This is a genomic window from Streptomyces sp. PT12, from assembly GCF_003311645.1.
Taxonomy (GTDB): domain Bacteria; phylum Actinomycetota; class Actinomycetes; order Streptomycetales; family Streptomycetaceae; genus Streptomyces.
This window is the reverse complement of record NZ_QEST01000028.1, coordinates 1-25,423: the sequence shown is the minus strand read 5'-3', so window position 1 is coordinate 25,423 and position 25,423 is coordinate 1. Positions and strand designations below refer to the sequence as shown.

24 protein-coding genes and 1 pseudogene are annotated in these 25,423 nt (G+C 75.2%); 8 read left to right on the top strand and 17 right to left on the bottom strand.

Annotated elements, in window-relative coordinates:
• Positions 1-495 precede the first annotated feature (495 nt).
• On the top strand, positions 496-624 hold the full coding sequence (locus DEH69_RS31935; protein WP_309302753.1) for a hypothetical protein: 129 nt from the start codon (positions 496-498) through the stop codon (positions 622-624).
• A 15-nt stretch (positions 625-639) separates the two neighbouring features.
• Here the strand turns inward: DEH69_RS31935 and DEH69_RS03510 are convergent, their stop codons facing one another.
• Complete coding sequence (locus DEH69_RS03510) at positions 640-1,224, bottom strand: hydrolase (protein ID WP_113685388.1); 585 nt, start codon at positions 1,222-1,224, stop codon at positions 640-642.
• A 93-nt stretch (positions 1,225-1,317) separates the two neighbouring features.
• Positions 1,318-1,767, bottom strand: a complete 450-nt coding sequence (locus DEH69_RS03505) for a MarR family winged helix-turn-helix transcriptional regulator (protein WP_113685418.1) — start codon at positions 1,765-1,767, stop codon at positions 1,318-1,320.
• Between the two features lie 143 nt (positions 1,768-1,910).
• On the opposite strand from DEH69_RS03505, the gene DEH69_RS03500 reads away from it, so the two are divergent.
• Entirely contained in the window at positions 1,911-2,891 is a 981-nt protein-coding gene (locus tag DEH69_RS03500) for a helix-turn-helix domain-containing protein (RefSeq protein ID WP_113685387.1), read from the top strand.
• A gap of 282 nt (positions 2,892-3,173) precedes the next feature.
• Here DEH69_RS03500 and DEH69_RS03495 read toward each other — a convergent pair whose 3' ends face one another.
• Positions 3,174-3,521 carry a VOC family protein gene (locus tag DEH69_RS03495; protein WP_113685417.1) on the bottom strand — a complete coding sequence of 116 codons (348 nt, stop codon included), beginning with the start codon at positions 3,519-3,521 and terminating at the stop codon, positions 3,174-3,176.
• A gap of 337 nt (positions 3,522-3,858) precedes the next feature.
• On the bottom strand, positions 3,859-4,452 hold the full coding sequence (locus tag DEH69_RS03490; RefSeq protein ID WP_113685416.1) for a TetR/AcrR family transcriptional regulator: 594 nt from the start codon (positions 4,450-4,452) through the stop codon (positions 3,859-3,861).
• A 157-nt stretch (positions 4,453-4,609) separates the two neighbouring features.
• Between DEH69_RS03490 and DEH69_RS03485 the strand changes: the two genes are divergently transcribed.
• Positions 4,610-6,415 (top strand): DUF2207 domain-containing protein, encoded by a 1,806-nt coding sequence (locus DEH69_RS03485; RefSeq protein WP_181727239.1) that lies wholly within the window; start codon positions 4,610-4,612, stop codon positions 6,413-6,415.
• 39 nt (positions 6,416-6,454) lie between these two features.
• Here the strand turns inward: DEH69_RS03485 and DEH69_RS03480 are convergent, their stop codons facing one another.
• The 12 genes from DEH69_RS03480 to DEH69_RS03425 all read right to left on the bottom strand — a co-directional run bounded on the left by DEH69_RS03480 (position 6,455) and on the right by DEH69_RS03425 (position 18,504).
• A complete protein-coding gene (locus DEH69_RS03480; protein ID WP_147255369.1) occupies positions 6,455-7,426 on the bottom strand; it encodes a hypothetical protein in 972 nt (323 codons plus the stop codon).
• 346 nt (positions 7,427-7,772) lie between these two features.
• Positions 7,773-8,414, bottom strand: a complete 642-nt coding sequence (locus DEH69_RS03475; protein WP_113685384.1) for a DUF305 domain-containing protein — start codon at positions 8,412-8,414, stop codon at positions 7,773-7,775.
• An 84-nt stretch (positions 8,415-8,498) separates the two neighbouring features.
• Positions 8,499-8,909: a DUF6153 family protein gene (locus DEH69_RS03470; RefSeq protein WP_258534404.1), complete on the bottom strand. Its 411-nt coding sequence runs from the start codon at positions 8,907-8,909 to the stop codon at positions 8,499-8,501.
• 86 nt (positions 8,910-8,995) lie between these two features.
• Positions 8,996-9,865 carry a transporter substrate-binding domain-containing protein gene (locus DEH69_RS03465; protein ID WP_113685383.1) on the bottom strand — a complete coding sequence of 290 codons (870 nt, stop codon included), beginning with the start codon at positions 9,863-9,865 and terminating at the stop codon, positions 8,996-8,998.
• A gap of 29 nt (positions 9,866-9,894) precedes the next feature.
• Complete coding sequence (locus tag DEH69_RS03460; protein ID WP_113685382.1) at positions 9,895-10,731, bottom strand: amino acid ABC transporter ATP-binding protein; 837 nt, start codon at positions 10,729-10,731, stop codon at positions 9,895-9,897.
• Positions 10,732-10,762: 31 nt separating this feature from the next.
• On the bottom strand, positions 10,763-11,776 hold the full coding sequence (locus tag DEH69_RS03455) for an amino acid ABC transporter permease (RefSeq protein WP_113685381.1): 1,014 nt from the start codon (positions 11,774-11,776) through the stop codon (positions 10,763-10,765).
• A 42-nt stretch (positions 11,777-11,818) separates the two neighbouring features.
• Positions 11,819-12,718 (bottom strand): transporter substrate-binding domain-containing protein, encoded by a 900-nt coding sequence (locus DEH69_RS03450; protein ID WP_113685380.1) that lies wholly within the window; start codon positions 12,716-12,718, stop codon positions 11,819-11,821.
• Positions 12,719-12,763: 45 nt separating this feature from the next.
• Positions 12,764-13,942, bottom strand: a complete 1,179-nt coding sequence (locus DEH69_RS03445) for an FAD-dependent oxidoreductase (protein ID WP_113685379.1) — start codon at positions 13,940-13,942, stop codon at positions 12,764-12,766.
• Complete coding sequence (locus tag DEH69_RS03440; RefSeq protein WP_113685378.1) at positions 13,939-14,925, bottom strand: LysR family transcriptional regulator; 987 nt, start codon at positions 14,923-14,925, stop codon at positions 13,939-13,941. Before DEH69_RS03440 ends, DEH69_RS03445 begins: the two co-directional genes overlap by 4 nt.
• A 65-nt stretch (positions 14,926-14,990) precedes the next feature.
• Positions 14,991-16,259 (bottom strand): MalY/PatB family protein, encoded by a 1,269-nt coding sequence (locus tag DEH69_RS03435; RefSeq protein ID WP_113685377.1) that lies wholly within the window; start codon positions 16,257-16,259, stop codon positions 14,991-14,993.
• A complete protein-coding gene (locus DEH69_RS03430) occupies positions 16,256-17,755 on the bottom strand; it encodes an NAD(P)-binding domain-containing protein (RefSeq protein WP_113685376.1) in 1,500 nt (499 codons plus the stop codon). Before DEH69_RS03430 ends, DEH69_RS03435 begins: the two co-directional genes overlap by 4 nt.
• Positions 17,755-18,504 (bottom strand): SDR family NAD(P)-dependent oxidoreductase, encoded by a 750-nt coding sequence (locus tag DEH69_RS03425; RefSeq protein WP_113685375.1) that lies wholly within the window; start codon positions 18,502-18,504, stop codon positions 17,755-17,757. Before DEH69_RS03425 ends, DEH69_RS03430 begins: the two co-directional genes overlap by 1 nt.
• Before the next feature lie 313 nt (positions 18,505-18,817).
• Between DEH69_RS03425 and DEH69_RS03420 the strand changes: the two genes are divergently transcribed.
• A complete protein-coding gene (locus DEH69_RS03420; RefSeq protein ID WP_181727237.1) occupies positions 18,818-20,791 on the top strand; it encodes an FAD/NAD(P)-binding domain-containing protein in 1,974 nt (657 codons plus the stop codon).
• A 181-nt stretch (positions 20,792-20,972) separates the two neighbouring features.
• Positions 20,973-21,293 (top strand): annotated as a pseudogene (locus DEH69_RS32330) (hypothetical protein); the annotation flags it as partial.
• On the opposite strand, the gene DEH69_RS03410 reads toward DEH69_RS32330, so the two are convergent.
• Positions 21,271-21,684, bottom strand: a complete 414-nt coding sequence (locus DEH69_RS03410) for a CoA-binding protein (RefSeq protein WP_113685373.1) — start codon at positions 21,682-21,684, stop codon at positions 21,271-21,273. The pseudogene DEH69_RS32330 and the gene DEH69_RS03410 overlap by 23 nt on opposite strands.
• A gap of 64 nt (positions 21,685-21,748) precedes the next feature.
• Between DEH69_RS03410 and DEH69_RS03405 the strand changes: the two genes are divergently transcribed.
• The 3 genes from DEH69_RS03405 to DEH69_RS03395 all read left to right on the top strand — a co-directional run.
• Positions 21,749-22,378, top strand: a complete 630-nt coding sequence (locus DEH69_RS03405) for a YigZ family protein (RefSeq protein WP_113685372.1) — start codon at positions 21,749-21,751, stop codon at positions 22,376-22,378.
• Between the two features lie 80 nt (positions 22,379-22,458).
• On the top strand, positions 22,459-23,604 hold the full coding sequence (locus DEH69_RS03400) for an exonuclease SbcCD subunit D (protein ID WP_113685371.1): 1,146 nt from the start codon (positions 22,459-22,461) through the stop codon (positions 23,602-23,604).
• Positions 23,605-23,608: 4 nt separating this feature from the next.
• A partial coding sequence (locus DEH69_RS03395; RefSeq protein ID WP_147255358.1) for an AAA family ATPase occupies positions 23,609-25,423 on the top strand: 1,815 nt, incomplete at its 3' end.

Below are 25,423 nucleotides of genomic sequence, written 5' to 3'. Positions count from 1 at the left end.
CCCGTCGATCCCGTCACGATTGTTCCGGTGAGCGATACGGCGTTCGTGTTGTCGGAACAGTAGGGAGCGTGATGGGGGTCGGTCAATGGGTTGAACGTAAGAATCTGGCCACCGATATGGGGCCGTTCGCCGAGTTGTACGCAATCCCGTCGGGGCCTGGCCGCCGCGCACGCCGGGAGCGCGCCGCCGCCGCGGGCGCGCGGGTGACGCGCCGGTTTCCCCGCCGTGTCGCGCCCGCGTCCGGCCGCGGGGGTGAGAATCCGGCCTCGTCCGGGGCGCTGGGCCCGCCCCGCGGGGCGCGGGCGTCAGGGCCGGGTCAGGGGCGGGCCAGGGCCGCGGCCCCTTCATGGCGGAGGAGGCCCCGGCCACCGTCGCCGAGGCGCTGCGCGCGCTGCTGGCCCGCTGACGCCGCGCCCTCCGCGCGGCTCAACGGCCGATGATCTCGCGCACCAGCTCCGGGGTCGACTCGACGTACTCGACGCCCGCCCCGTCCGCGTGGCGGGCGAGGCGCTGCGCGACACGGTCAACGGCATGTGCGCCTGGACCCGCCGCCACCTCGACGAGATCGAGGAGGCCCGCCGCCGCTTCACGACCCGCAACGGCGAGCCCTCCGCAAGGGGGTAGGGGCGCGGTCGCGGGTCAGGCGTGCGTCTTGGCCAGCAGGTCGAGGATTTCCTCGGTGGTGCCGGTCTCGGCGATGCGGGGGAAGACCTTGGCGAGGCTGCTGTGGTGCGCTTCGGCGTCCAGGTCGGTCACCGCGTCCGTGGCCACCGTGACGTGGTAGCCGTGCTCGTGGGCGGTGCGGGCGGTGGACTCCACGCCCATGGTGGTCGCGGCGCCCGTCAGGACGATCTGGGTGATCCCCCGGCGGCGCAGCTGGAGTTCGAGGTCGGTGCCGTGGAACGCCGACCAGTTCCGCTTGGTGACGACGATGTCCCCGGGGTGCCCGGCGAGCGCGTCCACGATCCGGTCCCAGCCCTCTGGCCTGGTCGCGGCGTGGCGGGGGAGGTCGGTGCGGCCCGGCACGGCGTCGCCGCCGTCGGGGGCGAAGGTGAGGCGGACCAGCACCACGGGCAGGCCGCGGCCGCGGAACGCGTCGGCGAGGCGCACCGTGCGGGCCAGGACGTCGGCGGTGGTGTGCGGGGCGCCCGACGCGGCCAGGACGCTGTTCTGGAGGTCGATGGCGACCAGGGCGGTCTTCGGGTCGAGGGCGGTGACGGCCATGAAGGTGCCTCTCTCATGGGGCGGGGATGGGTAACGGGTCGAACGACGTGGCGCGCGCGGGCCGCCTGCGGCCCCGCGCCGCCGTGGCGCGGCTCACGACTGCGCCACGGCGTCGAGCAGCTCCATGGCGTCGATGACGGCCTGAAGCTGCTCCCGCGTGCCGTGCTCCTGGAGGCTGCGCGCCAGCCATGCCTCGCGCGCCCGCCGGTCGTCGAGGCGTCGCTCGCGGCCTGTGCGGGTCAGCTCGATCAGCTGGCGGCGCCCGTCGTCGGGGTCGGGGCGGCGTTCGACGAGCCCGGCGTCCTCGAGGGCGGCGACGGTCCTGGCCATCGACTGCGGGCGGACCCGTTCGACGGCGGCCAGGTCGCTCGCCGATGCCGGGCCCGCCTTGTCGAGCCGCATCAGCACCGAAGCCTGCGCCGATGAGAGGCCCTTCGCCTCGTCGAGGGCGTTGATCCTGCGGCGGAGCCGGGTGAACACCACCCAAACGTCGCCCGCCGCCCTAGCCGCCGTCCTGGAGATGTCAGGGGCGTGGTCGTTCATGCTCCCACGGTAGATCGACACCCCAGACTGTTCAATACGGGCTGTGCACCCTGGGCTGTCCATCGGCATCCGCCCTGTCGCGGCGGCGACTTGGGTATCGTCGAAGGGCAGGGCGAGGACCACGTGAACGCCGGGGGCGCATAGTGATCAGAACGGTGTTCCGCGGCGAAGACCTGCCGCGGGCCGAGCGGTTGGCCGCCTTCGACGCGTTGCAGGCGACGAGTCCCCACGCGATGCGCATCGGGTCGGAGAGCCCGGGCGAGTTCCTTGCCACGGCGCGTGAGCTCGAGCTCGGAGCGGTCAACGTCGTCGAGCTGACGTGCTCGACCGCCGACGTGTGGCGCACGCCGCGGCTGATCCGGGAGTCCGACCCCGAGCTGTACTCGGTCGTGTTCCCCCTGCGCGGCGAGGTCGCGGTCGCCCAGGCGGACCGCGAAGCCGTGCTCGGCGGGCGCGACTTCGCGCTCTACGACAGCTCGCGCCCCTTCCGCATCCGCATCGGCGCGGACCGGGACACCGCCACGCTGGTCCGCGCCCATGTGCCCAGGGCGCTGCTCCCGCTGCCCGAGGGCGAGGCCGACCGGCTGCTCGCGGTGCGCCTGCCGGGGGAGGAGGGCGTGGGGGCGCTGTTCACGCAGTTCATCGCCGGGCTGACCACGGGCGCCGACGCCTACCGTCCCGCCGATGTCCCCCGGCTCGGCACCGTCGCCCTCGACCTGCTGACCGCGGCGCTCGCCCACCACGCCGGGCCAGGGGGCGCGGTGCCGCCGGACTCCCGGCAGGGCGCGCTCTTCGCGCGCATCCAGGCGTTCGTCCAACGGCACCTGCACGACCCGCAGTTGACGCCGGCCGTCGTCGCGGCCGCCCACCACATCTCACTGAGCCATCTGCACCGCGTCTTCCGGGCCCATGACACCACGGTCTCGGCCTGGATCCGCGGCCTGCGCCTCGAACGCGCCAGGCGCGACCTCGCCGACCCCGCGCTGCGGGCCGTGCCCGTCCACCGGATCGCGGCCCGCAGCGGGTTCAGGGACCACGCCACGTTCACCCGGGCCTTTCGCGCCGCCTATGGCGCACCGCCCCGGGACTACCGGCACCGCGCCATCGGTCCGCCACGGGGCTGAGGGCGGCTCAGGCGCGATTGCCGCGCCGCTCCAGGCGGTTGTCGGGGCCCGGTGTTCCCGGGTGGTGGTCCCAGATGATGCCGCGGGCGAACGTCCGCCCCTTCCGTCCTCGCATGTTCCGCTTCCCTTCGGGCTCCTGGATCCACTTCCTGATCCGATGACTGCGATGCGTCACCGGCCCTCCCCAGGACCGATCGCGTGACCGCACCGGAACGATCGTGGCACGCCGCCCGCGCGTGGCCTTGTCCCCGCGTGGCCACTCGCTTGACACCGCGTCGCCGGTCATCCGGGCGGCGCGACCTCGCCGCCGAGCCCGAACTCGTTGCCGTCGGCGTCGCGGTAGATCCACTTCCACACGCTCCCGTGCTTCTCCACGTCCACGGGGCGCGGCCCGCGAGCGGCGATCCGCTCGACCTCGGCGGCGGGGTCGTCCCGCCAGATCACGCAGACCGCGCCACCGGCGCGCCCGGCGTCCTCGACGATGTACACATAACGGTCAGCCGCCAGCCGCCACACCGCCTCGATGTCGTTGGGGTGGAAGGCGGGCTCGGAGCCGAGCAGCCGCTTGTACCACTCCAGCGCGCTCGCGTAGTCGCGCACCGGAACTCCCGCGAAGATTCCCACTGCCATGTCCGCGTCCCACTCTCTTTGCACCCGCGCCGACGCCGACACCGGCGTCGGCTCCTGTCGAGGGGCAGACCGCGGCCGTCGGCGAAACTCATCCATGCCCGCACGCGCAGCCGCCCGCCCCACCCGGTGGGGTGTGAAGTGCCGCCGCCGCGGGGGGGACATGAGGACACGGCACGGTCCCCGCGCCGCCCATCGCCCCGGCGTCGGCGCCCGGCAGGGCCATGACCGGGTGCGCCGCGCCCGAGGCGCGCGTCACCTGCGCGAGGACCAGGGCGACTCCGGCCCGGGCCCGGATCACCCGCGGCACACCGACCACCACAGGCGGCACACCAGCTCGTCACCGTCCGGGCGCGGGGCCCGAGGTGAGCCGTTCGACGGCGGCGGTGACAAGGGCCGGGTCCTGGGGCTCGGTGTCGAGGGCGCGGTGGATGGTCAGGCCCTCGATGAGCGCGTCGAGCAGGCGCGCGGTGGGCGGGTCGAAGTGGCGCTCGAGGGCGGCGCGGCTACGGGCCATCCAGGCGTTGGTGAGCCCCCGGAACGCCGGTTCGCGGGCGGCGAGCGTGTAGAGCTCGTGGGTCAGGACGAGGTCGCGCTGCGTGTGGAAGACGTCGTCGGTGATGAGCGCGACGAGCGCGCGCTTGGCCGCGTCGATGTCCGCGGCCGCGGACATGCGCCGCTCGAACCGCTCGATGGCCGAACGGGAGAAGCGCGTGAACGCCTCGTGCAGCAGCTCGTCCATGCCGGAGAAGTGGTAGGTCATCGATCCAAGGGGAACGTCGGCCGCCGCGGCCACCTTGCGGTGCGAGGTGCCCGCGACCCCGGACTCGGCGATCACGTCGAGGCACGCCCCGACGATGCGCTCGCGCCGCTCGGGGTCGCGACGGCGCGTGCCGCCCGCTGTCCTGCCGTCGGCGCGGGGTGCCTCAGCCATGCTCGCCCCGGATCGCTCGGGTGGGTTCGGGTGTCACGGCTCCCATCGTCGCGGAGACCCCGGGCGGCGTGCGCGCCCGGGGTGCGCGCCCCGTGCCGTGTCAGACCCGGCCGATACCCTTTCGGCGTACGGCGAGGCGCGGATACGGGGGTTGGGCGTGAGGGGCACGTCAGTGCGGTGGCGCAGGCGGCGGGATGCCGTGCTGCTGCTCGTGGGCGCGGTGGCGGTGGGCCTGGTCGGGCTGCTCGGCGCGGTGCTCGGGGAGCCGGGGGAGCGGATCGCCCGGATGTGGATCGGCGCCGAGATGGGCGACGACGGGACGGCCCGGATCACCGAGGTGATCGACTACGACTTCGACGGCGAGCAACGGCACGGCATCTACCGTGATGTGCCGGGGACCGAGGCGGGAGACGTCCGCGACGTGGCCGTGACGGCGGACGGCGAGCCGGTGCCGCACCGCGTCGAGGGAGGTCTTGACGCGCGCATCGTGATAGGCGACCCGGACGCGACGGTGACGGGGGTCCACCGGTACCGGATCGAGTACACCCTGCCGCGCCGAGGCGACGAGGAGTGGCTGGCCTGGGACGCCGTGGGCACGCGGTGGGACGTGCCCATCGGGGATGTCGACGCGCACCTGGCCGCCCCGTTCGCCCTGGAGGATCCGAGCTGCGTGGCGGGGGCGTCCGGCTCCCGTGAGGGCTGCGCCGGGGTGCGGCAGCCCGTGCCGGGGCAGTTGGACGTCGCCGTCGAAGGGCTCGACGCCCACGAGGGGCTGACGCTGGCGGCCCGGGTCGGAGACGAGGACGGCGGCGGCGCGGCGCTGCCGGAGGCGCCCGGCGGGCGGGCGCCCGCCGCAGAGGCAGGGGGCGGCGCGACGACGGGGTGGCTGTGGGCGACCGCGATCGCCCTCGTCGCGGCGGCCCTGGCCGCGGAGTTGGTGCGGTGGGCCGGGCGGGAGCGGGTCCAGGAGGCGAAAGGCCGGGTCCGGCGGGTGGACATACGCCGCCTGGGCGCCTCGGTCACGCCACGGGGCGAGCCGCCCGCAGGCCTCGCTCCCGCGCACGCAGGCATCCTGCTCACCGACCGGGTGCGCCAAGAGCACCTGGCGGCATGGCTGCTGACCGCGGCGGCGAAGGGGCACCTGACCATCAGCGGCGACAGGAGGCCCGTGCTCCACCAGGCTTCGGGGCCTCCCGCGGGCGGCGCGGGCGACCCGTTGACGGCGGAGGTGCTTGGGGCCGTGTTCGCCCGCAAGCCGCGCGTCCCGCTCGGCCAGTACAACAGGGCGTTCGCCACGGCCTGGAAGCTGCTCGGCCGACGGCTCGACGAGTGGCGGCGCGCGGGGGGCGAGGGGCTGTGGGAGCCGCGGGGGCGGCGGCGCCGGTTCGCCCGGTGGGTCGGCGCGGTGGCCGCGGTCGCGGGAGTGGCCGCGGTGGGGATCGCGGCGACGGATGTGGCGGTCGTGGGGGCGGCCTGGCGGGCGCCGCTCGCCGTCGGCGCCGCGCTGGCGGGTGCCGGGCTCGCGGTGCTCGTGCGGGCCTGGGAGCTGCCGTCACTCACCGCGCGTGGCTCGGACCTGTGGTGCCAGGCGGAGGGATATCGGCGTCACCTCGCGGGACGCGCGGAGCGCGGCGGCGAGGCGCACGACGACGCCGGGATCGTCACCGCGTGGGCGGTGGCCCTGGGCGAGGCCGAGACATGGACGGCCGCGGCCGACGCGGCGCGGACGCGAACGGGGACGGGAACGGGGGCGTCCATACCCGGGGATGACACCGTGCGGCCCCACCTCGCCCTGTACCTTCCGCTGGCGGCCGCGTCCGCCGCCACCGCGCCGTCGTCCGGTGGCTCGGGGTCATCGTCGGACGCCTCGTCGGGTTACGGGTCGGGCGGTGACAGCGGCGGAGGCGGCGGCGGTGGCGAGGTCGGCGGCGGAGACGGCGGCGGGGGCGGCGGCTCCTGGTGACCCCGGGGAGCCCGCCCCCGCTCCCTGCGTGGCGCGCGGCTACTCGAGGGCCGGGTGCGCGGGCTGGAGCACCTCGCCCGTGTACGCGTCGAGCGGCGCCCGTTCCCCCAGGGGGCGTTCGAGCTCGACCGTCTGCCACACGGGGCGCACCTCGGCGGTGCACACCACGTCCGGCGGCGCGGCGTCGACCGACGCGGCGATGACGACGCTCGCGTCCGTCTCCAGCACGTCGAGGTCCCGGCCGTCGCAGGAGCCCTTCAGCCACATGACGCTGACGTCACGGCCGTCCTCGCCGGTCGGCACCAGCGCGTCCAACCCCCTCAACTCGCCCTCGCCGCCGCCCCCTTCGCCGTCCTCCACCGGGCCGACGGGGGCGGCCGGTGGCTCGGGGAGGGCGACGGCCGCGTGCCGCAGCGGGGTGTCGTAGCCGTCGAGCGTGAACAGCCAGGCGGGGGCCTGGGCCGGTCCCCTGCTCGTGCGCAGCCGCATCTCGCCACGCTCCACGCCGGTCACCTCCAGCGCGTGGAAGCCGGGGGAGCTGTCGGCGATCCCGCTGTCCATCTCGCCGAAGGCATCGGCGGCCGACATCAGGGGCACGGGCCCCGACTCCCCGTCCTCCCACCGGATCGAGCCCTCCGCCGCCTCGTCGGGCAGGGACGTCAACGCCCTGACGCTGCCGTTCTCGAATGCCAACGCGTCGGAGTCGTCGCGCAGCCCGCCCTCGGGCAGCTGGATGACGGGATCGAGCGGATGGAACTCCTCCGCCCAACGCCGCGCCTCGTCCGACCCCTCCCACGCGGCCGCCACGGCGCACTGGCGCGCCAAGAGGTCCTGCTGGGCGCCGGGCTCGGGCGGGCAGGGGCCGAGGTCGGGCCCCCGGCTGGGCTCGGGCCCCGGCTCCCGTTCCGCCGCCGTGTCCGCGCCGCAGCCCACGACCCCCGCGACGAGGATCACCGGCAGCAGCCGCGTGCCCCAACTGCCCCATTCCGCTCGTGGGTTCCAGATACGCATGCCCCTCTGACGGAGGGGCGCTCAGGCCGGTTCCCTTCCGTGCCCCTGCCCGCCCTCGTTCCCGCCGCCTTCCCCCCACCCGTGGGCGGTCGTCCAGGCGCGCCGGACATGACGCGTGTTGGGCAGCTCGGGGTGGTCGAGGAGCCGGAGCACATACCCGGTGTGGCGCCGGGCCCAGGGGGCGTCGCTCCGAGCCGCCGTGGCGAGCCCGGCCCTGAGGTCAGGGCCGTCGACGGCCCTGGCGACGCGGACATAGCCCCGGTCCTCGCGGCCGGGCCTGAGGTCCCGGGCCTTTCGGGCGTCGGCGGCCGCCGGGGGAGGAGCCCGGCGACCGCCGCCCGGGGTGTCAGCGCGCGCCGAGCATGCCGTTCATCTCCTCGATCTCCGCGGACTGGGAGGCGACGATGTCCTCGGCCAAGTCGAGCGCGGGCGGGTAGGAGCCGTCGGCCAGCTCGTCGGTGGCCATCTCGACCGCGCCCTCGTGGTGTTCGACCATCATCTCGAGGAACGCGGCGTCGAAGGCGGCGCCCGAGGCGTTCTCAAGCTCCGCCATCTCCTGGGCCGACATCATCCCGCCCATGTCGTGGCCCGTGTGGTCCATGCCCTCGCCGGGGACCTGCTCGCCCCATGCGGCGAGCCAGCCCGACAGGGTCTCGATCTCCGGGTCCTGCGCGGCCCTGATCCGCTCGGCGAGCGCCAGGACCTCGTCGGACGCGCCCTGTTCGGGGGCGAGTTCGGCCATGTCGACGGCCTGTCGGTGGTGCGGGATCATGCCCTGTGCGAACGCGACGTCCGCCGCGTTGTGCTCGCCGTTCGAGGCCGGAGCCGAGCTCGCGGCGTCGGGCGTGGGGCGGTCCTGGCCGTGCTCCCCGTGGCCCTGGTCGCCGTCGTCGCCCCCGCAGCCGGTCAGCAGCAGCGCCGCGGCCGTGGCGCTCGCCGCGACGGCGGCCAGGCGCAGGGGAGATCGGTGGAAACGCTTGGTGCTCATGGTCGTGCGACTTCCTGCGTGAAGGTGGATACGGACGTGCCTGACGGCGGTCGCGGCCGTTGGCTGGCCGCGCCGCTGGCGCGCCTATATGCGCAGGAGTTGCAGGGCGCTCAACGAGGGAGGGGCGCGTCCCCCGCCGCGCGGGTCGACGAGCACGCGCGTGGGCGTGGGGCATACGACGGGGGACGACGGCGCGGCGTGCTGCGGGGCGCCGAGCGCTGGGGCGCCGCCCACGCCGCCCGCGGCGCACTGTGCGTCGGCGTGCTCCGCGTGGCCGCCCGGCCCCGGGTGCGCGTGCTCGCCGTCGGCCTGAACGCCCATGGCCGGGGCCGAAGCCGTCGCCCCGTGGCCGGCCGCCGACCCCGTGAACGGCGCCGCGGTGCCGGGCGCGAGCCCGTGCATGGCGACCAGGCCGAGGAGAACGGCCAGCGTCAGCAGCGCCCATCCCGTGCGCGCCCTGACGGGCGTGACGACCGGGGAACGCAGCGCTGACACGAGGGCCATCGTACGCGCCGACGGGCGGGCCCCCCGCCGGCCAGGGCGGGGCCGACCCTGCCGGGGCGCCACCGAGGGCGGGCGTCTCAGGGGAGCTCGGGGTTGAGGATGGCCTCATCCACGGCGGAGTCGGTGACGTTCCACCGCTCGAGGATGGCGGCGTAGGTGCCGTCGGCGATCATGGCGTTGAGCGCGTCGGCGATCACCGGGGCGACGGGGTCGCCCCGGGTGAAGACCATGCCGTTGTGGTGCGGCTCGATCATGTCGCTCGCCAGCCGCCAGGCGCCGGGCTCCTGCTCGGAGGCGTAGGCGTAGCTCTGTGAGCCGACGGTGGCCAGGTCGGCCCTGCCGCTCTCGACGGCCAGTTCGGCGGTGGGCTGGTCGGGGAAGGTCAGAATGCCGATCTCAGGATCGCCGTTCGCGGCGCACTCCTCGGACGCGGCGCGGAGCGCGGGCTCGGTGGTCTGGCCGTTCACCAGCGCGACGTCGAGGCCGCAGATGCCGGACAGGTCATCCCCCGCCCGGTGGTCGGTGCCGTCGGGGGCCTGGAGGTAGTAGCCGCTGACCATCCAGGAGAGCTGGTCGACGATCTCCAGGCGCTCCGCGGTGACATCGGCCCCCCACAGGCCGAAGTCGTACCTGCCCGACTGCACGCCGGGGATCATGTCGGCGAACGCGGGCTTCTCGAACGCGAACTCGATGCCGAGGCGTTCGGACAGCTCGGCGGCCACGTCGAGGGCGACGCCGGTGAGTTCGCCGTCCTCGTCGAGGAAGCCGATGGGTGGCCAGGCGCTCTGGACGGCCACGGTGAACCGTTGACCGGCCAGCTCGCCCTCGCGGGTGTCCGCGTCGGCCGCGGGCTCGGGGGCGTCGTCCGCCCCGCAGGCGGACAGGGTCAGTGCGGCGGCAGCGAGGGCCGCGAGGGGGAGGGCGCTGCGGGGGCGGGTGTGGCGCATGGTCGCTCCAGGGTGAGGGGTGCGCCGGGTCACAGGACCCGGCGCAGGAAGGTGCGGGTCCGCTCCTCGCGGGGGCGGGAGAACATCTCATCGGGGGTGCCCTCTTCGACGATCCGGCCCTCGGCCATGAAGACCACGCGGTCGGCGACCTCACGGGCGAACGCCATCTCGTGGGTGACCACGACCATGGTCATGCCGCTCGCGGCCAGGTCGCGCAGGACGTTCAGCACCTCGCCGACGAGCTCGGGGTCGAGCGCGCTGGTCGGCTCGTCGCACAGCAGCACATCGGGGTCCATCGCCAGGGCGCGGGCGATGGCGATGCGCTGCTGCTGGCCGCCCGACAGCTCGCGCGGGTAGGCCCGTTCGCGGCCCGCTAGGCCGACGCGGGCCACCAGCTCGTCGGCGCGGGCGATCGCGTCGGCGCGCGGGACGCCGCGGACCGAGACCGGCGCCTCGATGATGTTCTCCCGCACGGTCAGGTGCGGGAAGAGGTTGAACTGCTGGAAGATCATGCCGATCCTCGACTGCTGCCGCCGGTACTCGGACGGCCGCAGGGCGCGGACCGTGCGGCCGTCGAAGTGGCGGCCCATCAGCATGCCGCTGACCCAGACCATCCCCGAGTCGGGCGACTCCAGCAGGTTCACGCAGCGCAGCAGCGTGCTCTTGCCCGAGCCCGACGGGCCGACGAGGCAGATCAGCTGGCCGCGTTCGACGGTGAGATCGATGCCGTCGAGCACGCGGGGGCCGCCGCCGAAGCTCTTGGTGAGCGAGCGGATGAGGATGCCTCCTGCGGCGGCACCCGCCGCACAGGCCGCCTCGGCGGGCGGTGGCGCGGTCCGGTGCTCGCGGACGACGTCGGCTGCCATGACGGGCTCCTTCGCTGGGGAACGGGCGGCTTCACAGGGAGTCGGGCTTCGGGACGGGCGCCGGTCCGCGGCCGGATGTCCGCGCGAAGCCGCGCGCGTACCGCTTCTCGACGAAGTGCTGCGCGATCGACAGAAGGCTGGTCATGACCAGGTACCAGACGGTGGCGACCATGAGCAGCGGGATGACGAGGAAGTTCTGGTTGTAGATCAGCTGGGCCGCGTAGAGCAGGTCGGTGACGGCGATGACGCTGACCATCGAGGTGGACTTGAGGGTGCTGATGAGGAGGCTGCCTGCGGGTGGCAGGATGACGCGCATGGCTTGGGGCAGGACGATCCGGCCAAGCACGCGGCGCGGGTGCATGCCCAGGGCCTCGGCGGCTTCGAGCTGGCCGCGGTCCACGGACAGGATGCCGCCGCGGATGATCTCGGCGGCGTAGGCCGACTCGTGGATGGTCAGGCCGATGACGGCGACCGCGGCGCTGCTGATCAGCTCGGAGGTCTCGAACGAGAACCACGCCGGGCCGAACGGGATGCCGAGGCTCAGCCGCGGGTACAGGTAGCCGATGTTGAACCAGAACAGCAGCTGGACCAGCAGGGGCACCGAGCGGAAGAACCACGTGTAGGCCCAGGAGATCGCCTGGAGCACGGGATTGGCCGACAGCCTCATCACGGCGAGGACGGTGCCGATGAGAAAGGACAGGGCCACCGAGAGCGCGGTGAGCCAGATGGTCAGGATCAGCCCGTCGATGATGCGGGAGCTGAACAGGTAGTCGCCCACGGTGCCCCACTGGAACGACGGGTTGCGGGCCACCGACGCGGTCGCGAGGGCGGTGGCCAGGGCGGCGAGCGCGCCCAGCGCGACGCGCCCGGTGTGGCGGACGGGGACCACCCCCGCGGCGCGCTCGGCCGCGACGGCCTGGGCGAAGTCCTCGGGGCTGATGGGCGCGGTGCGGGTCTTCGTGGCGCTGGCGCTGGTCGTGCTGGTCGTGCTGGTCGGGGTGGTCGGGGTCTTCGTGGTGGTCGGGGTGCGGTGCGTCGCGTTCATCGGCTCGGCCTCCGTCTCTGCGCGGTGTTCGCGGGGTGGCGGTCAGCCGTCGGTCGGCGGGTTGACGGCGATCTCGTCGATGAGGAAGGTGTCGGCGTCGTAGGAGCTGATGATCTCCTCGTAGTCCCCGTCGTCGACGAGCTGCTGGAGGGCGGCGGCGAACGCCTCGCCGAGCCCCGAGCCGCGCGGGGTGGCGATGCCGGTCAGGTGCTCGTTGAACGTCGGCCCGCTGAGGGCGAGCTCGGTGTCCTGGGCGGCGATGTGGATGCCGGAGACGCTGTTGACGGTGGCGGCGTCGGCGCGCCCCGACTTGACGGCGAGCCCGGCGGACGCCTGGTCGTCGAAGGTGGAGACGGTGACGGACCCGGCGCCCGCGGCCTCGCAGGCCGCGGACTGCTCGTCGAGCAGCCCGATGGTGGTCTGCCCCGCGATGGCCGCGACGGTGAGGCCGCAGATCGCGTCCATGGAGTCGGCCAGCGGCTCGGCCGATTCGGGGGTGAGGAACGTGTAGCCGATGCGGCCGACCGGCACCTGGTCGATGACCCGCATGCGCTCCTCGGTGATGTCGGTGCCCCACAGGCTGACGTCGTAGGTGCCGGACTGGAGGCCGGGTATGGAGGACTCGAACGAGTTGGCCTGCACGTCGAGTTCGACGCCGAGCAGCTCGGCCGCGGCGATCCCGAGGTCATAGGTGATGCCCGTCAGGTCGCCCGACTCGGTGCGGCTGTACAGCGGGGGGTTGGAGTCGCCGATGACCGCGCTGAGCGTTGTGCCGCGCAGGTCGTCGGGGACGAGCGAGGCGAGCGCGGCGTCGGCGGCGGGAGCGGGAGCGGGGGATTCGCCGGTGTCCGGGTCGTCGGCGCCCCCCGCGCAGGAGCTGAGGGCGAGGGCTGCGGCGACGGCGGCGGTGAGCGCGGGGGCCCGTCTGAGGTGGTGGTGCACGGCGGTTCTCCTCGGTGTGGCGGGTCGGGTTCGGGCGGGGCGGGGTCAAGCGGGGTCGGAGTCGAGCACCAGGTCGCGGATGGAGACCTGGGCGCGGAAGTCGCGGTCGAGCGCGACCTCGGGCGGCAGCAGCGCGCTCGCGCCGGTGGCGACGAGATCGGCGGCGGCGCGACCGAAGCCGGGCGCGAGCTTGAAGCCGTGCCCCGAGAACCCCGCGAGCACGACGACCCGGGCGTCGGCGTCCAGCGCGCCGACCGCGGCGTGGCCGTCGGGCGTGAACGACTCGGGGTAGATCTGCGACTCGACCGGGTCGGGGCTGACGCCGGGCAGCAGCGCGTGGACGAGCGCGGTGGAACGCCGTTGCCAGTCGGTGCGCACATGCCGCCGCATGGTGTCGACGTCCTCGACCTCCCGTGGATAGTCCGCGTGCGGGGCGAGCTTGACGCGGGTGCCGTCGAGGGCGGACATCGCGCCGTAGGACAGGTCGGGGCCGCTGCGGCGCAGCGTGATGGGGAAGCGTTCGGGGCGCAGCAACTGGCGGTCATCGACGAAGTGCCAGGTGTGGAAGATGGCCCGGGTCTTGAGCGGGAGGGTGGGCAGCAGCGCGCGGGCCCACGGGCCGCCCGCGACGACGGCGTGGTCGTGGCGTTCGGCGCCGGTGTCGGTGGCGACCTCGACCCGGCCGCCGGGGGCGTCGGCGACGCCGTGCACGGTGGTGCCGGTGCGCAGCTCGGCGCCGTGGGCGACGGCCGCGTCGAGGGCGGCGCGGATGGCCAGATTGGAGCGGAGCACCCCGGCCTCGGGGTCGAACAGCGCGATCTCGCCGTCGAGCGGGGTGTGCTGCGGGTAGCGGTCGGTGAGCGCGTCGGCGTCCAGCAGTTCGTAGGGGATGCCGCGCCGTTCGGCGTCGTCGATGCCACCGGCGAGCACGGGGTGGTGGGCCGGGCCGATGGCAAGCCCTCCGGTGCGGTGCAGCAGGTCGGTGTTGGTGGCGCGTTCGAGTCGGCGCCACAGGCGCCATGAGGCGTCGAGCAGCGGGCCGTAGGCGGGGCCCTCGGCGTAGACGCGGCGGAACATCCGCGTGCCGCCGCCGCCCGCGCCCTCGTTGTGGCCCGGCCAGTAGCGCTCGTAGACGGTGACGGCGAAGCCCCGGGTGGCGAGCTGCCAGGCGGCCATGGAGCCGATGGCTCCGCCGCCGACGACGGCGACGCTCGGGGCGCTCACGCGGGCCTCCTGACGGGCAGCGCGTCCGCGGGGGAGGCGGGAACGGGGCGCAGGGCGGCGGGAGTCGGCGCCGCGGCGGGCGCGTTCACCAGCACGTCGCGCAGCGCGTCGGCGAGTCGGTGGACGAAGGGGTGCTGGCTGGCGTGCGGGACCAGGAGGGAGAGGCGCCGCGGCGGCAGCGCGTCGACGGGCAGTGCGGCGACGCCGGGGTGCTGGTAGGCGCGCAGCGCGAGCCGCGGCACGAGGGAGACGCCGACGCCCGAGGCGACGAGTTGCTGCACCACCATGTAGTCGTCGGTGGCGTGCCGGATGTCGGGGCGGAAGCCGCGCTTGGCGGTGGCGGTGAGCAGGTGGGCGCGGCAGCGGGGGCAGCCGCTGATCCAGGTGGCCGCGTCGAGCTGTTCGAGGCGGATGGCGGGCGCCGCGGTCAGCGGATGGCCGACCGCGACGAGGGCGAGCAGGTCGTCATGGCCCAGGCTGATGCGGTCCATGCCGGGGTCCGGGTCCGGCTCGGGCACGTCGTCGTAGTGGAAGACGAGCGCGGCGTCCGCCTCGCCGCGCAGCACGGCGCGGGTGGCCTCGGGCGGCTCCTTCTGGGTGAGCCGGATCTCGGCGCCGTCGGCTGAGCGGGAGAGGTCGACGATGACGGGCGCGACGAGCGCGGCGCACGCGGAGGGGAACGAGGCCAGCCTGACGACCTCGTCGCGCTCCCGCAGCACGGCGCGCACGTCGTAGGCGGCGAGGCTGAGCCGCCCGACGACGGCGTCGGCGTGCTTGAGCAGCACCTCGCCCGCCCTGGTCAGCCGCACGCCCCTGGAGCTGCGGTCCAGCAGTCGGGTGCCGAGGGAGCGTTCGAGGCGCCGCATCTGCTGGCCGAGCGCGGGCTGGGTCCAGCCCAGGTCACGCGCGGCGGCGGACAGGGACCCCTTGATGGCGACCGCGCGAAAGGTGATCAGCAGCTTCGGGTCGAGTTCCGGATACATGGTTCCTCCCTGAGCGGGCTGAGGGCTGAGGGCTGAGGGCCGAGGGCTGGCGGGCCTGGCCCCGGTCACGGCGGGTCGCCCCCCGCGGCGTCGAGCGGGTGGAAGGGACGGCCCGGATCGTGCTGCGGCTGATGGAGCGCGGCGACGGCCTCGGCGACGCGCTCGGCCGACTGCTCGAGGACCGGGCGGGGCATCGCGCAGTTGAACCTGACGAATCCGGCACCGGCCGCGCCGCACTCGGTGCCGGTGACGAGGTCGACGCCGAACGCGCCGAAGTGCCGGTCCAACGCGATCGGCCCGGTCCCGGCGAGCAGCGGGCGGCAGTCGAGCCAGGCGATGTAGGTGGCGGCGGGGACGTGCATCCGCACGCCGGGGGCGTGGTGGCGCAGGAGCTCGTCGAGGAGGGTGAGGTTGCGGCGGAGGTATGCGAGGACGTCGGTGAGCCAGTCCTCGCCCCGGTCGTAGGCGGCGACGGTGGCGAGCGCGCCGAGCGTCGAGGTCTTGTGCTCGTTCCAGTGCGCGACCTCGGCCCAGCGGTCGCGGGTGGCCGGGTCGGGGATGATCACCTGGGCGCACTTGAGCCCGGGCATGTTGAACGCCTTGGTGGCGGAGACCGCGGTGATGCTGTGCTCCGCGGCTCCCGGCACCGAGGCGTAGGGGACGTGGCGGCTCGGGGCGAAGGTGATGGGGGCGTGGATCTCGTCGGAGAAGACGCGGGCGCCGTGCCGGTTCGCGAGGGCGGCGACGCGGGCCAGTTCGGCGGCGGTGTATGCCTTGCCGAGCGGGTTGTGCGGGTTGCAGAGGATGAGGGTGCGGGCCCCGGCGGCGAGCGCTCGGTCGAGCGCGGCCTCGTCGACCGACCAGCCGGTGTGCTCCTCGCGCATCGGCACCTCGACGGTGGCCAGGCCCATCAGGCGGGGGATGGCGAGAAACGGCATATAGGCGGGTGTGAGCACGGCGACCGGCGCGCTTCGGTCGTGGAACTGGCTGAGGACGACGGTCAGGATCTCCAGCACGTCGGGCATCGGCCGTATGTGCGCCGGGTCGACGGGCCAGCCGTAGCGGCGCAGGTGCCACTCGGCGGTGGCGCGGGCGAGGTCGCCGGACAGCCAGCGCGGCAGGTAGCCGAGCAGCCCGGACCTGACGGCCTCGGTGACGGCGTCCTCGACGGCGGGGGCGGTGCCGAAGTCCATCTCGGCGATGCCCGCGCCGATGTGGCCGGGGAAACGGGTCCACTTGTCGCTGCGCCGCGCCGTGAGGTCCGCGACGGTCAGCGCCTCGAACGGCGCCGGGTCGAAACGGGGCGTGGGGCGCAGCGGAAGTGCCGTGTTCATCGGGCGTCCTCCTGGTGGGGGCCTGCGGCGCTCGCGCCGTCGGCGAAGGCGCGGAACCCGGCGAGCAGCCGGGGCGCGTCCTCCGCCAGGAGGTCGGCGCAGACCGCTTGGGTGACGTTGTCCGCGGACTGGGGCAGGCCGTTGAGGCCGATGCAGGCGATGCCGTGGTCGACGTGCGCGGCCAGGTTGAAGAGGTGGAGGTTGCGCAGGGCGGCGGGCGCCTCGGCGGTGCGCGGCCGACAGGCCATGCCGGGCCCGAGCTTGGGGTGCGCTCCGATCAGCCGGTCGAGCCGGTCGAGACGGTCGGGGCGGTCGAGGCGGTCGGGCCCGGCGCCTCGCTCGGCGGTGGGCAGCACATCGCTCCAGCGCAGGATGTGCCCGGCGAACGGGGCGAGCCAGTCGACGGCGCCGAGGTCCACCTGGAAGCCGGTGGCCGCGATGACGAAGTCGGCGTCGACATCGGGCGTGCCAGGCCCGGTGCGCAGCCGCACCCCGGAGCCGTCGGCGGCGGCGCCCGTGACGTCGGTGCCGAGCCGCAGCTCGTATCCCTCGTGCGCGCGGCAGCGTTCGAGCGACGGGCCCGTCGGCGGGGTCGGCAGGGCGAACTCGGCGCGCGCGAAGGCGAGTTTGATGTGGTCGGGCAGCGTGTGGAAGGCGCGGAACAGCCCCTTGCGCTCCAGTTGGCGGAACGCGTTCCTGGTCGGCAGCTCGGCCCGGCGGCCCAGCTGGACGACGCGGCGCGCGCCGTGTTCGAGCGCGGTGGCGGCGTTGTCGAACGCGGAGGCGCCGAGGCCGATGACCGCGACGGTGCGCCCCGCGAGCGCGGCGAAGTCGACGGCGTCCGAGCTGTGCGCGGCGCGATCGGGGCGCAGCGGCGCGAGGAACGCGGGCATCCGCGGCCCGCCCGCGCCCGCCATGCCGGTGCAGGCGACGATCTTGCGGGTGCGAAGCGCCTCGGTGCCGCCGGGGCCATCGACGGTGACGCGCCAGTGCGCGCCGTCCGGCTCGGCCGCGGTCACGCGGGTCTCGTTGCGCACGTCGAGGCCCGCCGCGTCGCGCAGCCAGCACAGGTAGTCCATCCACGCGAGGCGGGGTATCAGATGGAGCCGGTCGAACGCGCCGACGCCGTGCCGGTGGTCGTACCAGACGCGGAACGACGCGGCCTGGATCCCGGCCTCGGTGCCGTACAGCTCCTTGGGGGTGCGCAGGGTGGGCATCCTGGCCCAGGTGGACCACGGCCCCTCGCGCCCCGCGGGCGCCGCGTCGAGCACCAGCACGTCGCGCACCGACTCCCGCGCCAGCCGCAGCGCGGTGGCGAGTCCCGCCTGGCCCGCGCCGACGATCAGCACGTCGAGGACGCCGTCGGGGCCGCGGGTCCAGGGCGCGGCGGGGTAGGCGTAGGCGGCGAGTTCGTGGCGCACCCGCAGGGCCAGCTCGCCGTCCCCACCGGGGCGCGGGTCGGCCATCCGTCGCGTGCGCGTGGCGTCGTCGCTCATCAGACCGTGTAGCCGCCGTCCACGCAGAGGTTGGCGCCGGTGACATAGCCCGACTCGGGCGAGGCGACATAGGCGACGAGCCCGGCGATCTCGGACGGGTCGGCGAACCTGGGCAGCGCGTTGAGCCGCATCATCGCCTCGGCCGCGGGCGATTCGGGGGGCGGCGTGAACCGGGTGCGGGTCGGTCCAGGGCTGACCAGGTTGACGGTGATCCCGCGATCGGCGAGGTCGCGCGCCATGCCCTTGGTCATGCCGATCAGGGCGGCCTTGCTCATCGCGTACACCGAAGAGGTCCGCCTGGGCACGCGGGTGGCGACGGTGCTGCCGATCGAGATGACGCGGCCGCCCTCCCCCATGACGGCCGCCGCGTCGCGGGCCAGCCGGTAGGGCACCGCGGTGTTGATCAGCAGCGTCCTGGCGACGTCCTCGTCGGTGATCTCGTCGACGGGCCGGTAGATGCCCACGCCCGCGTTGTTGACCAGGACGTCGAGACGGCCGAGCGCGGCGACGGCGTTCGGTATGAGGGTGCGGACCTGCTCGTCGCTCTCCGCGTCGAAACGCAGCGTGACGGCCTTGCCGCCCTCGGCCTCGATCGCGGCGCACACCTCGGCGGCCAGCGGCCCCGACGCGTCGTGCGCGTAGGTCAGGGCGACGGTGGCGCCCTCGGCCGCGAGGCGCCGGGCGATGGCCGCGCCGATGCCCTGCGATGCCCCGGTGACAAGGGCGGTGCGTCCGGTCATGCGGGTCATGAGCGGGAAACTCCTTCTGCCGGTGCGTGAACTCTCCGAGCGATGAGGAGAGTGGCAAGAGATTTGCAGAAAGCCGGGCGCCCCTGGTAGGTCGTTTTTCTTCCCGGTAGGAAAGGAGGCGCTTCAGAACCCGCGTTGAGCTGGTGATACGCGGCGGCAATTCCGTGATCCACGGCGATGGAAGGCACACCTTATATCCCTGGTCGAGCCTTTAAGAGCGCCCGTTGAAAACGCGCTTGTAACGTCTGCGTGAAATACGTGGCGGTTACTGACCCCGTTACCGACCCGTTCGGAGAGGGAGAGGGAGGCGCCCGTGGACGTCGACGAGCCCGGGGGCGACGACCGGCGACTGTGCGTGGTCGGCGCCGGGGTGCGGGGCACCATCCTGCTTGACCGGCTGCGTGCCCTGCTCGACCCGGTGGGCGGCGCCCCTGCGAGCGCGGCGCAAGGGCTCACGGTGGACCTGGTGGACCCGCACCGGCCAGGCCCCGGACGGATCTGGCGGACCGACCAGTCGCCCCACCTGGTGATGAACACCAGGGCCGACGCCACAACGGTGTTCACGGGCCCCGAGTCGACGGTGTGCGGACCCGCCGACCCCCCGGCGCCGACGCTCTACGAGTGGGCCCGACTCGCCGCGGGTGCCCCCCTGCCCGAGCCCCGGCGTTCCGCGCTGGCCGAGGTCGCCGACCGGCTGGATCCCGGCTGCCTCGGGACCGCCGCGCCCGAGGCGGCGGGGCTGCGCCCTTGGGACTTCGCGTCCCGCGCGCTGTTCGGCCGCTATCTGGCCTGGGCGCTCGCGGATGTGATCGCCCGGCTGCCCCCGGGGGTGCGCGTTGCCCACCACGCGCGGCGCGTGGTGGATGTGCGCGCGGCGCGCGGCGCCGAACGCGCGCGGGTGCTGCTCGACGACGGCACCGCGCTCCCGGCCGACGCGGTGATCCTGGCCCTGGGCTGGCACCTCGGCACGTCCGGACGTGGCGGGGCGGGCCGCGCGGGAACGGGTCGCCTTGTGCCCGCGGACAGCCCCGTCGACCAGGACCTCGACCGGATCGCGCCCGGCGCGCCGATCGCGCTGAAGGGGCTCGGCATGAGCTTCTTCGACACCCTGATCCTGCTCACCCAGGGCCGCGGCGGCTCGTTCACCGCGGATGGCGCCGGGGGCCTGGTGTACCGGCGCGGGGGCGGCGAGCCGCTCGTGTACGCGGGCTCGCGGCGCGGCCTGCCGTTCCGCGCCCAGCCGGAGCTGCGCGGCCCTTGGGCCGGTCCCGGCCTCCCCCACACCCGCCGGGCGATCGCCGCCCTGCCCCCCGCCGAAGCGGACCTCAGCGCCGCCGTGCTCCCTGCGCTGCGCCGCGACGCGGCCCTCGCCTACTACACGACGCTGGCCCGCGTCTCGCCCGGCGCGTTCGCCGAGGACCGGGGCGCGCTGCTCGGCCAGCTGGCCGCTCCGGACGCGCCGGACCAGGGCGCGCTGCGCGACGCCGTGGCCCGGGCGGTGCCCAGGGCGGCGGACCGGCTCGACCTGGCCGCGGCCGAACGCCCGGTGCCCGACGTGCGGAGCCTGGCCGCTTACCGGGCCTGGGCGACGCGCTACCTGACGGACGATCTGCGGGAGGCGGAACGTGGCCCCGACAGCCCGCTGAAGGCGGCGCTCGCGTGCTACGGCGCGGTGCGGCCCCTGCTGCCCGCGGCGGCGGGCGACGGGCGGCTGACCGCGCGCTCCTACGACGCCGACCTGCTGCCGTTCCTGCGGCTCGCCGGGGCCGTGTGCGGGGTGCCGCCCGCGTTCCGGGTCCGCCAGCTGCTCGCGCTGCTGCGGGCCGACGTGGTCCGCCTGCTGCCCCCGGGCATGCGCGTGGAGACGGCGGATGGCCGCGCGGCGGTCTGGTCGGACGCGGTGCCCGGCTCCCGGGTGGCGGTGGACGCCGTGGTCGAGGCGCATCTGCCGCCGCCGGGCCTGGGCGGCGGCACCGGCACGCCGCTCGACGCGCTGTGCGCGCGGGGTGAGGCGCGGCCGCACCGGGTGGGCGGCCTGGCGCGCCCCGGGCTCGACGTGGCCGCCGCGACGGGCGCGGTGGTGCGGGCCGACGGCTCGCCGCACCGACGGCTGTTCGCGGTGGGCCTGCCGGTGGAGTCGCTGCGGATCTTCACCATCGTCGCGCCGGTGGCCCGGACGGACTCGGCGGTCCTGCGCGAGGCCGACGCCTGCGCCCGTGCGGCGCTCACCCGCTGCCGGTCAGGGGCCGGAGGGCTCGGCAACTCCCGTGCCCTCCCCGCCACATGACCCGCCGTCCTCCTCCCCGTGCCGGGCGAGCACGCCGCGCGCCGCCGGGGGCTGGCCGTTGACGGACTCGGTGAGGCGGGTGGTCGCTGGGCGGCCAGGCCGTGGACGGTGGCCGTCAGGTCCGCGACGTCATCGGCCAGCCGCTGGGGGGCGGTCACGGGATCAGCGCCTTCTTTGCGGCCTTGAGACGTGCTGCCGCGGCCCCGTCGAGTTCGACCTCGCCCATGTTCCCGACGCGGTCTGCGAGCACTACCCGAACGTCGACCAAGGGCTGCTCGACGAGTGCCGACAGCTCGTCCTCGCGATGGTCGCGGCGTGGCGTTGGGAGCGTGGCGACGCGTTCCCGAACGGGAGGCTGTTCGGGGAAGAACTCCTGCGCGCGCTGCACGACGGTCCTCCCTGGCCGACGCTCGACACGATGAACAAGCGACCGGGCGGCCCCTGGGCGTGCCCCCTTGAGCCTTCCGCATCGTCCCAGGTCACAGGTAGCGTGGGGAATTAAGTTCAATCGCCGGGCAGCGGTTCATCACCATCGCCAGGCCCGCCGCCCGCGTGCGGGCGTAGGCCGCCTCGTCTATCACGTCCAGCTGGAACCAGACCGCCTTCGCGCCGATCGCCACGGCCTCGTCGGCGATCGCGCCCGCCCATGCGCTGTGCACGAAGACGTCGACCACGTCGACCGGGAACGGGATGTCGGCCAGCTTCGCGTAGCCGCGTTCGCCGTGGACCGCCTCCGCCTTGGGGTGCACCGGAACGATCCGCTTGCCGAACGCCTGGAGGCGCGCCGCGACGCCGAAGGCCGGGCGGGTGGCGTTGGATGAGAGGCCCACCACCGCCCATGTGTCGCCCAGCTCGGTGAGGATCTTGTCGACCGTCTTGTCGTCTCCATACATGCCCGGTCAACGAGCGTTCCCGCCCGGTCATTCCCGAAGGGCACCGACCGCTTAGTCTGGCCCGATGGGTGGTGGTCGGTATCGAACGGTGGCGCGCGTGGGCGTGCACGAGACCGAGGTCAACCGGTCGCGCTTCCTGTGCGCCCTGGCGCCCGCCGCCACCGAGGACGAGGCGCGCGGCTTCATCGCCGGGGTCAGGGCCGAGCACCCCACCGCGTCGCACCACTGCTGGGCCTATGTCATCGGCGCCGACGCGGCCGTGCGCAAGAGCAGCGACGACGGCGAGCCCGGCGGCACCGCGGGGCTGCCCATGCTGGAGATGCTGCTGCGCCGCGACGTCCGGTACGCCGTCGCCGTCGTCACCCGCTACTTCGGCGGCACCAAGCTGGGCGCGGGCGGCCTGATCCGCGCCTACGGCGGCGCCGTCGGGGAGGCGTTGGACGCGCTCGGCACGGTGGCCCGCGAGCGGCAGCGGCTGGCCAGGATCACCGTGGACCACGGGAGGGCGGGGCGCCTGGAGAACGACCTGCGCGCGACCGGGCGGCCCGTGCGGGACGTGGCCTACGGCGCCGATGTCACCATCGAGATCGGGCTGCCCGAGGCCGAAGTCGAGGCGTTCACCGCGTGGTTGGCCGGGGCCACCGCGGGTGGCGCGCGGTTCGAGCTGGGCGGGGAGACGTTCGGACCCGGCTGAGGGGGCGTTGTCAGAGGGCGGTGGCAGGATGGCCGTCGTTGATCGACAACGTCGCGAGCGGCTGAGAGGGGTGGGTTCGGGTGCGCTTCCTGCACACCTCCGACTGGCACTTGGGCCGTTCCCTGCACCGGGTCAGTCTGCTCGACGCGCAGGCCGCCTTTCTCGACCACCTGATCGACACGGCGCGCTCCGAGGCGGTCGACGCGGTGCTGGTCGCGGGGGACGTCTACGACCGGGCCGTACCACCGCTGGCCGCCGTGGAGTTGTTCGACGACGCGCTGCACCGGCTGGCCGCGCTCGGCGTGCCGACGGTGATGATCTCGGGGAACCACGACTCGCCCCGCCGCCTCGGCGTCGGCGCCGGGCTCATCGGGCGCGCGGGCATCCATCTGCGCACCGACCCGGCCGCGTGCGGCGCGCCCCTGCTGCTGTCCGACCGCCACGGCGATGTCGCCGTCTACGGCCTGCCCTATCTCGAACCGACGCTGGTGCGCGACGAGTTCGGCGTCGAGACCGCGGGGCACGCCGCCGTCGTCGGCGCCGCGATGGACCGCGTGCGCGCCGACCTGGCCGGTCGGCCGAAGGGCACGCGCGCCGTCACGCTGGCCCACGCGTTCGTCACCGGCGGCCAAGGCTCCGACAGCGAACGGGACATCACCGTCGGGGGCGCCGCCGCCGTGCCCGTGGCGACGTTCGCGGGGGCGCACTACGCCGCGCTCGGCCACCTGCACGGCTGCCAGACCCTCACCGACCGCGTGCGGTACTCCGGTTCGCCGCTCGCGTTCTCGTTCTCCGAGGCCGCGCACCGCAAGAGCACGTGGCTGGTCGACCTCGACGGGGCGGGCGCCGTGCGGGCCGAGCGCGTCGACTGCCCCGTGCCCCGCCCGCTGGCGCGCCTCAGGGGACGCATCGACACCCTGCTGACCGATCCCGCGCTCGCCCCGCACGAGTCGGCGTGGGTCGAGGCCACCCTCACCGACCCCGCCCGCCCCGACGAACCCATGGCGCGCCTCGCCGCCCGCTTCCCGCACATCCTCAGCCTGGTCTTCGAGCCCGACCGCCCGCCCACCGCGCCCGCCACCTACGCCCGGCGGCTGAGCGAGCGCACCGACCAGCAGATCGCCGAGGACTTCGTCGCCCACGTCCGCGGCGGCCAGGGCCCCGACCCGCGCGAGCGGGCCGCGCTGCGCGCCGCCCTGCACGCCGCGCGCCCCCGGGAGGAGTGAAGGGATGCGACTCCACCGGCTCACGCTCACGGCGTTCGGACCGTTCGCCGCCACCGAACGCGTGGACTTCGACCGGCTCTCCGCCGCCGGGCTCTTCCTCCTGCACGGGCCCACGGGCGCGGGCAAGACCTCCATCCTCGACGCCGTCTGCTACGCCCTCTACGCCTCCGTCCCCGGCGCCAGGCAGAGCGGCGCCGTCTCGCTGCGCAGCGACCACGCGGACCCCGGCACCCCCACCGAGGTCGTCCTCGACCTGACCGTCGGCGGGCGGCGGCTCGAGATCACCCGCCGCCCCGAGCAGGAGCGCCCCAAGCGCCGAGGCACCGGCACCACCCGCGACCGCGCCCGCAGCGCCCTGCGCGAGCGCGACCACGCCACAGGCGAGTGGCGCGCGCTCAGCGGCAGCCACCAGGAGATCGCCGAGGAGCTCGGCGCCCTGCTCGGCATGAGCCGCGACCAGTTCTGCCAGGTCGTGCTGCTGCCCCAGGGCGACTTCGCCCGCTTTCTGCGCGCGGGCGCGGAGGACCGCGCCAAGCTGCTCGGGCGCCTCTTCGACACCCGCAGGTTCGCCGCGGCGGAGGCGCACCTGGCCGAGCTGCGCGCCGCCGCCGCGCAGCGCGTGCGTGCGGGCGACGAGCGGCTGCTCGCCACCGCCCACCGCGTCCACCAGGCGGCGCCGCGCGGCGCGTGGCCCGAGGCGCCGGGCGGCCCGGCCCCCGGCGACCTGGCCCCCGGCGACCCGCACCTGGCGGACGCGGTGCTGGCGTGGGCGGCGCAGGCCCGTTGCGCCGCGCGGGAGTTTTGCGACATCGCCGCCCTCGCCCTGCGCGCCGCCGAGGACGGGCACGCCGCCGCCCAGGCGCACCACGACGCGACGGCCGAGCGCGCCAGGCTCCAGCGCGCCCACGCCGAGGCCCGAAGCCGCGCCGACGCCCTGGCGCGACGCGCCCCCGAGCGCGAGGAGACCCGCGCCCTGCTGGCCCGCGCCCGCGCCGCCGACGCGGTCGCCCCCGCCCTCGCGCTGCGCGAGAGCGCCGAGGCCGAGCACCGCGAGGCGGCACGCGCCGAGCGCGCCGCCCGCGCCCCGCTGCCGCCCGAGCTGGCCGAGGCCCCGGGCGCCGCCCTCGCCGAGCGCGAACGCACCACGCGCGAACGGCTCGGCGCCCTCGCCGCCGCCCGCCGCGCCGAGGAGCGCGCCGCCGACCTCACCGCAGAGCTCGACCGGCTCGCCGCCGAGGCCGACGCCGACAACGCGCTGCTCGCCGACGCCGAGCGGCGCCTGGCGCCCTGGCCCGATGAGCACGCGCGCCTGACCGAGCGCGCCGCCCGCGCCGAGCGCGCCACCGCCGAGGCCGAGCGCGCCGCCGAGAGGCTGGCCCGCGCCCGGGAGCGCCTGGCCGCCGCGCGCCACCGCGACCGGCTCGCCGCCGCCGTCGCCGAAGCGGAGGAACGCCTGCTGCGCGCCCGCGAGTCGGCCGCCGACGCCGCCGCCCACTGGCTCGACCTCAAGGAGCGCAGGCTGCGCGGCATCGCCGCCGAGCTGGCCGCGGGGCTGGTCCCGGGCCGCCCCTGCGCCGTGTGCGGCTCGCCCGACCACCCCGACCCCACGCCCCAGGCCGACGGCCATGTCGACCGCGCGGCCGAGGACGCCGCCCTGGCCGCCCACCGCGCGGCCGACGAGCGCCGCGCCGCGGCCGACGTGGCGCTGGCCGCGGTGCGCGCCGAGCAGGCCGCGGCCGCGGCCGCCACCGGAGGGGACCGCGCCGACGAGCTGGCCGCCGCCGTCGCCCCGCTCGCCGCCGCCGAGGCCGCCGCGCGC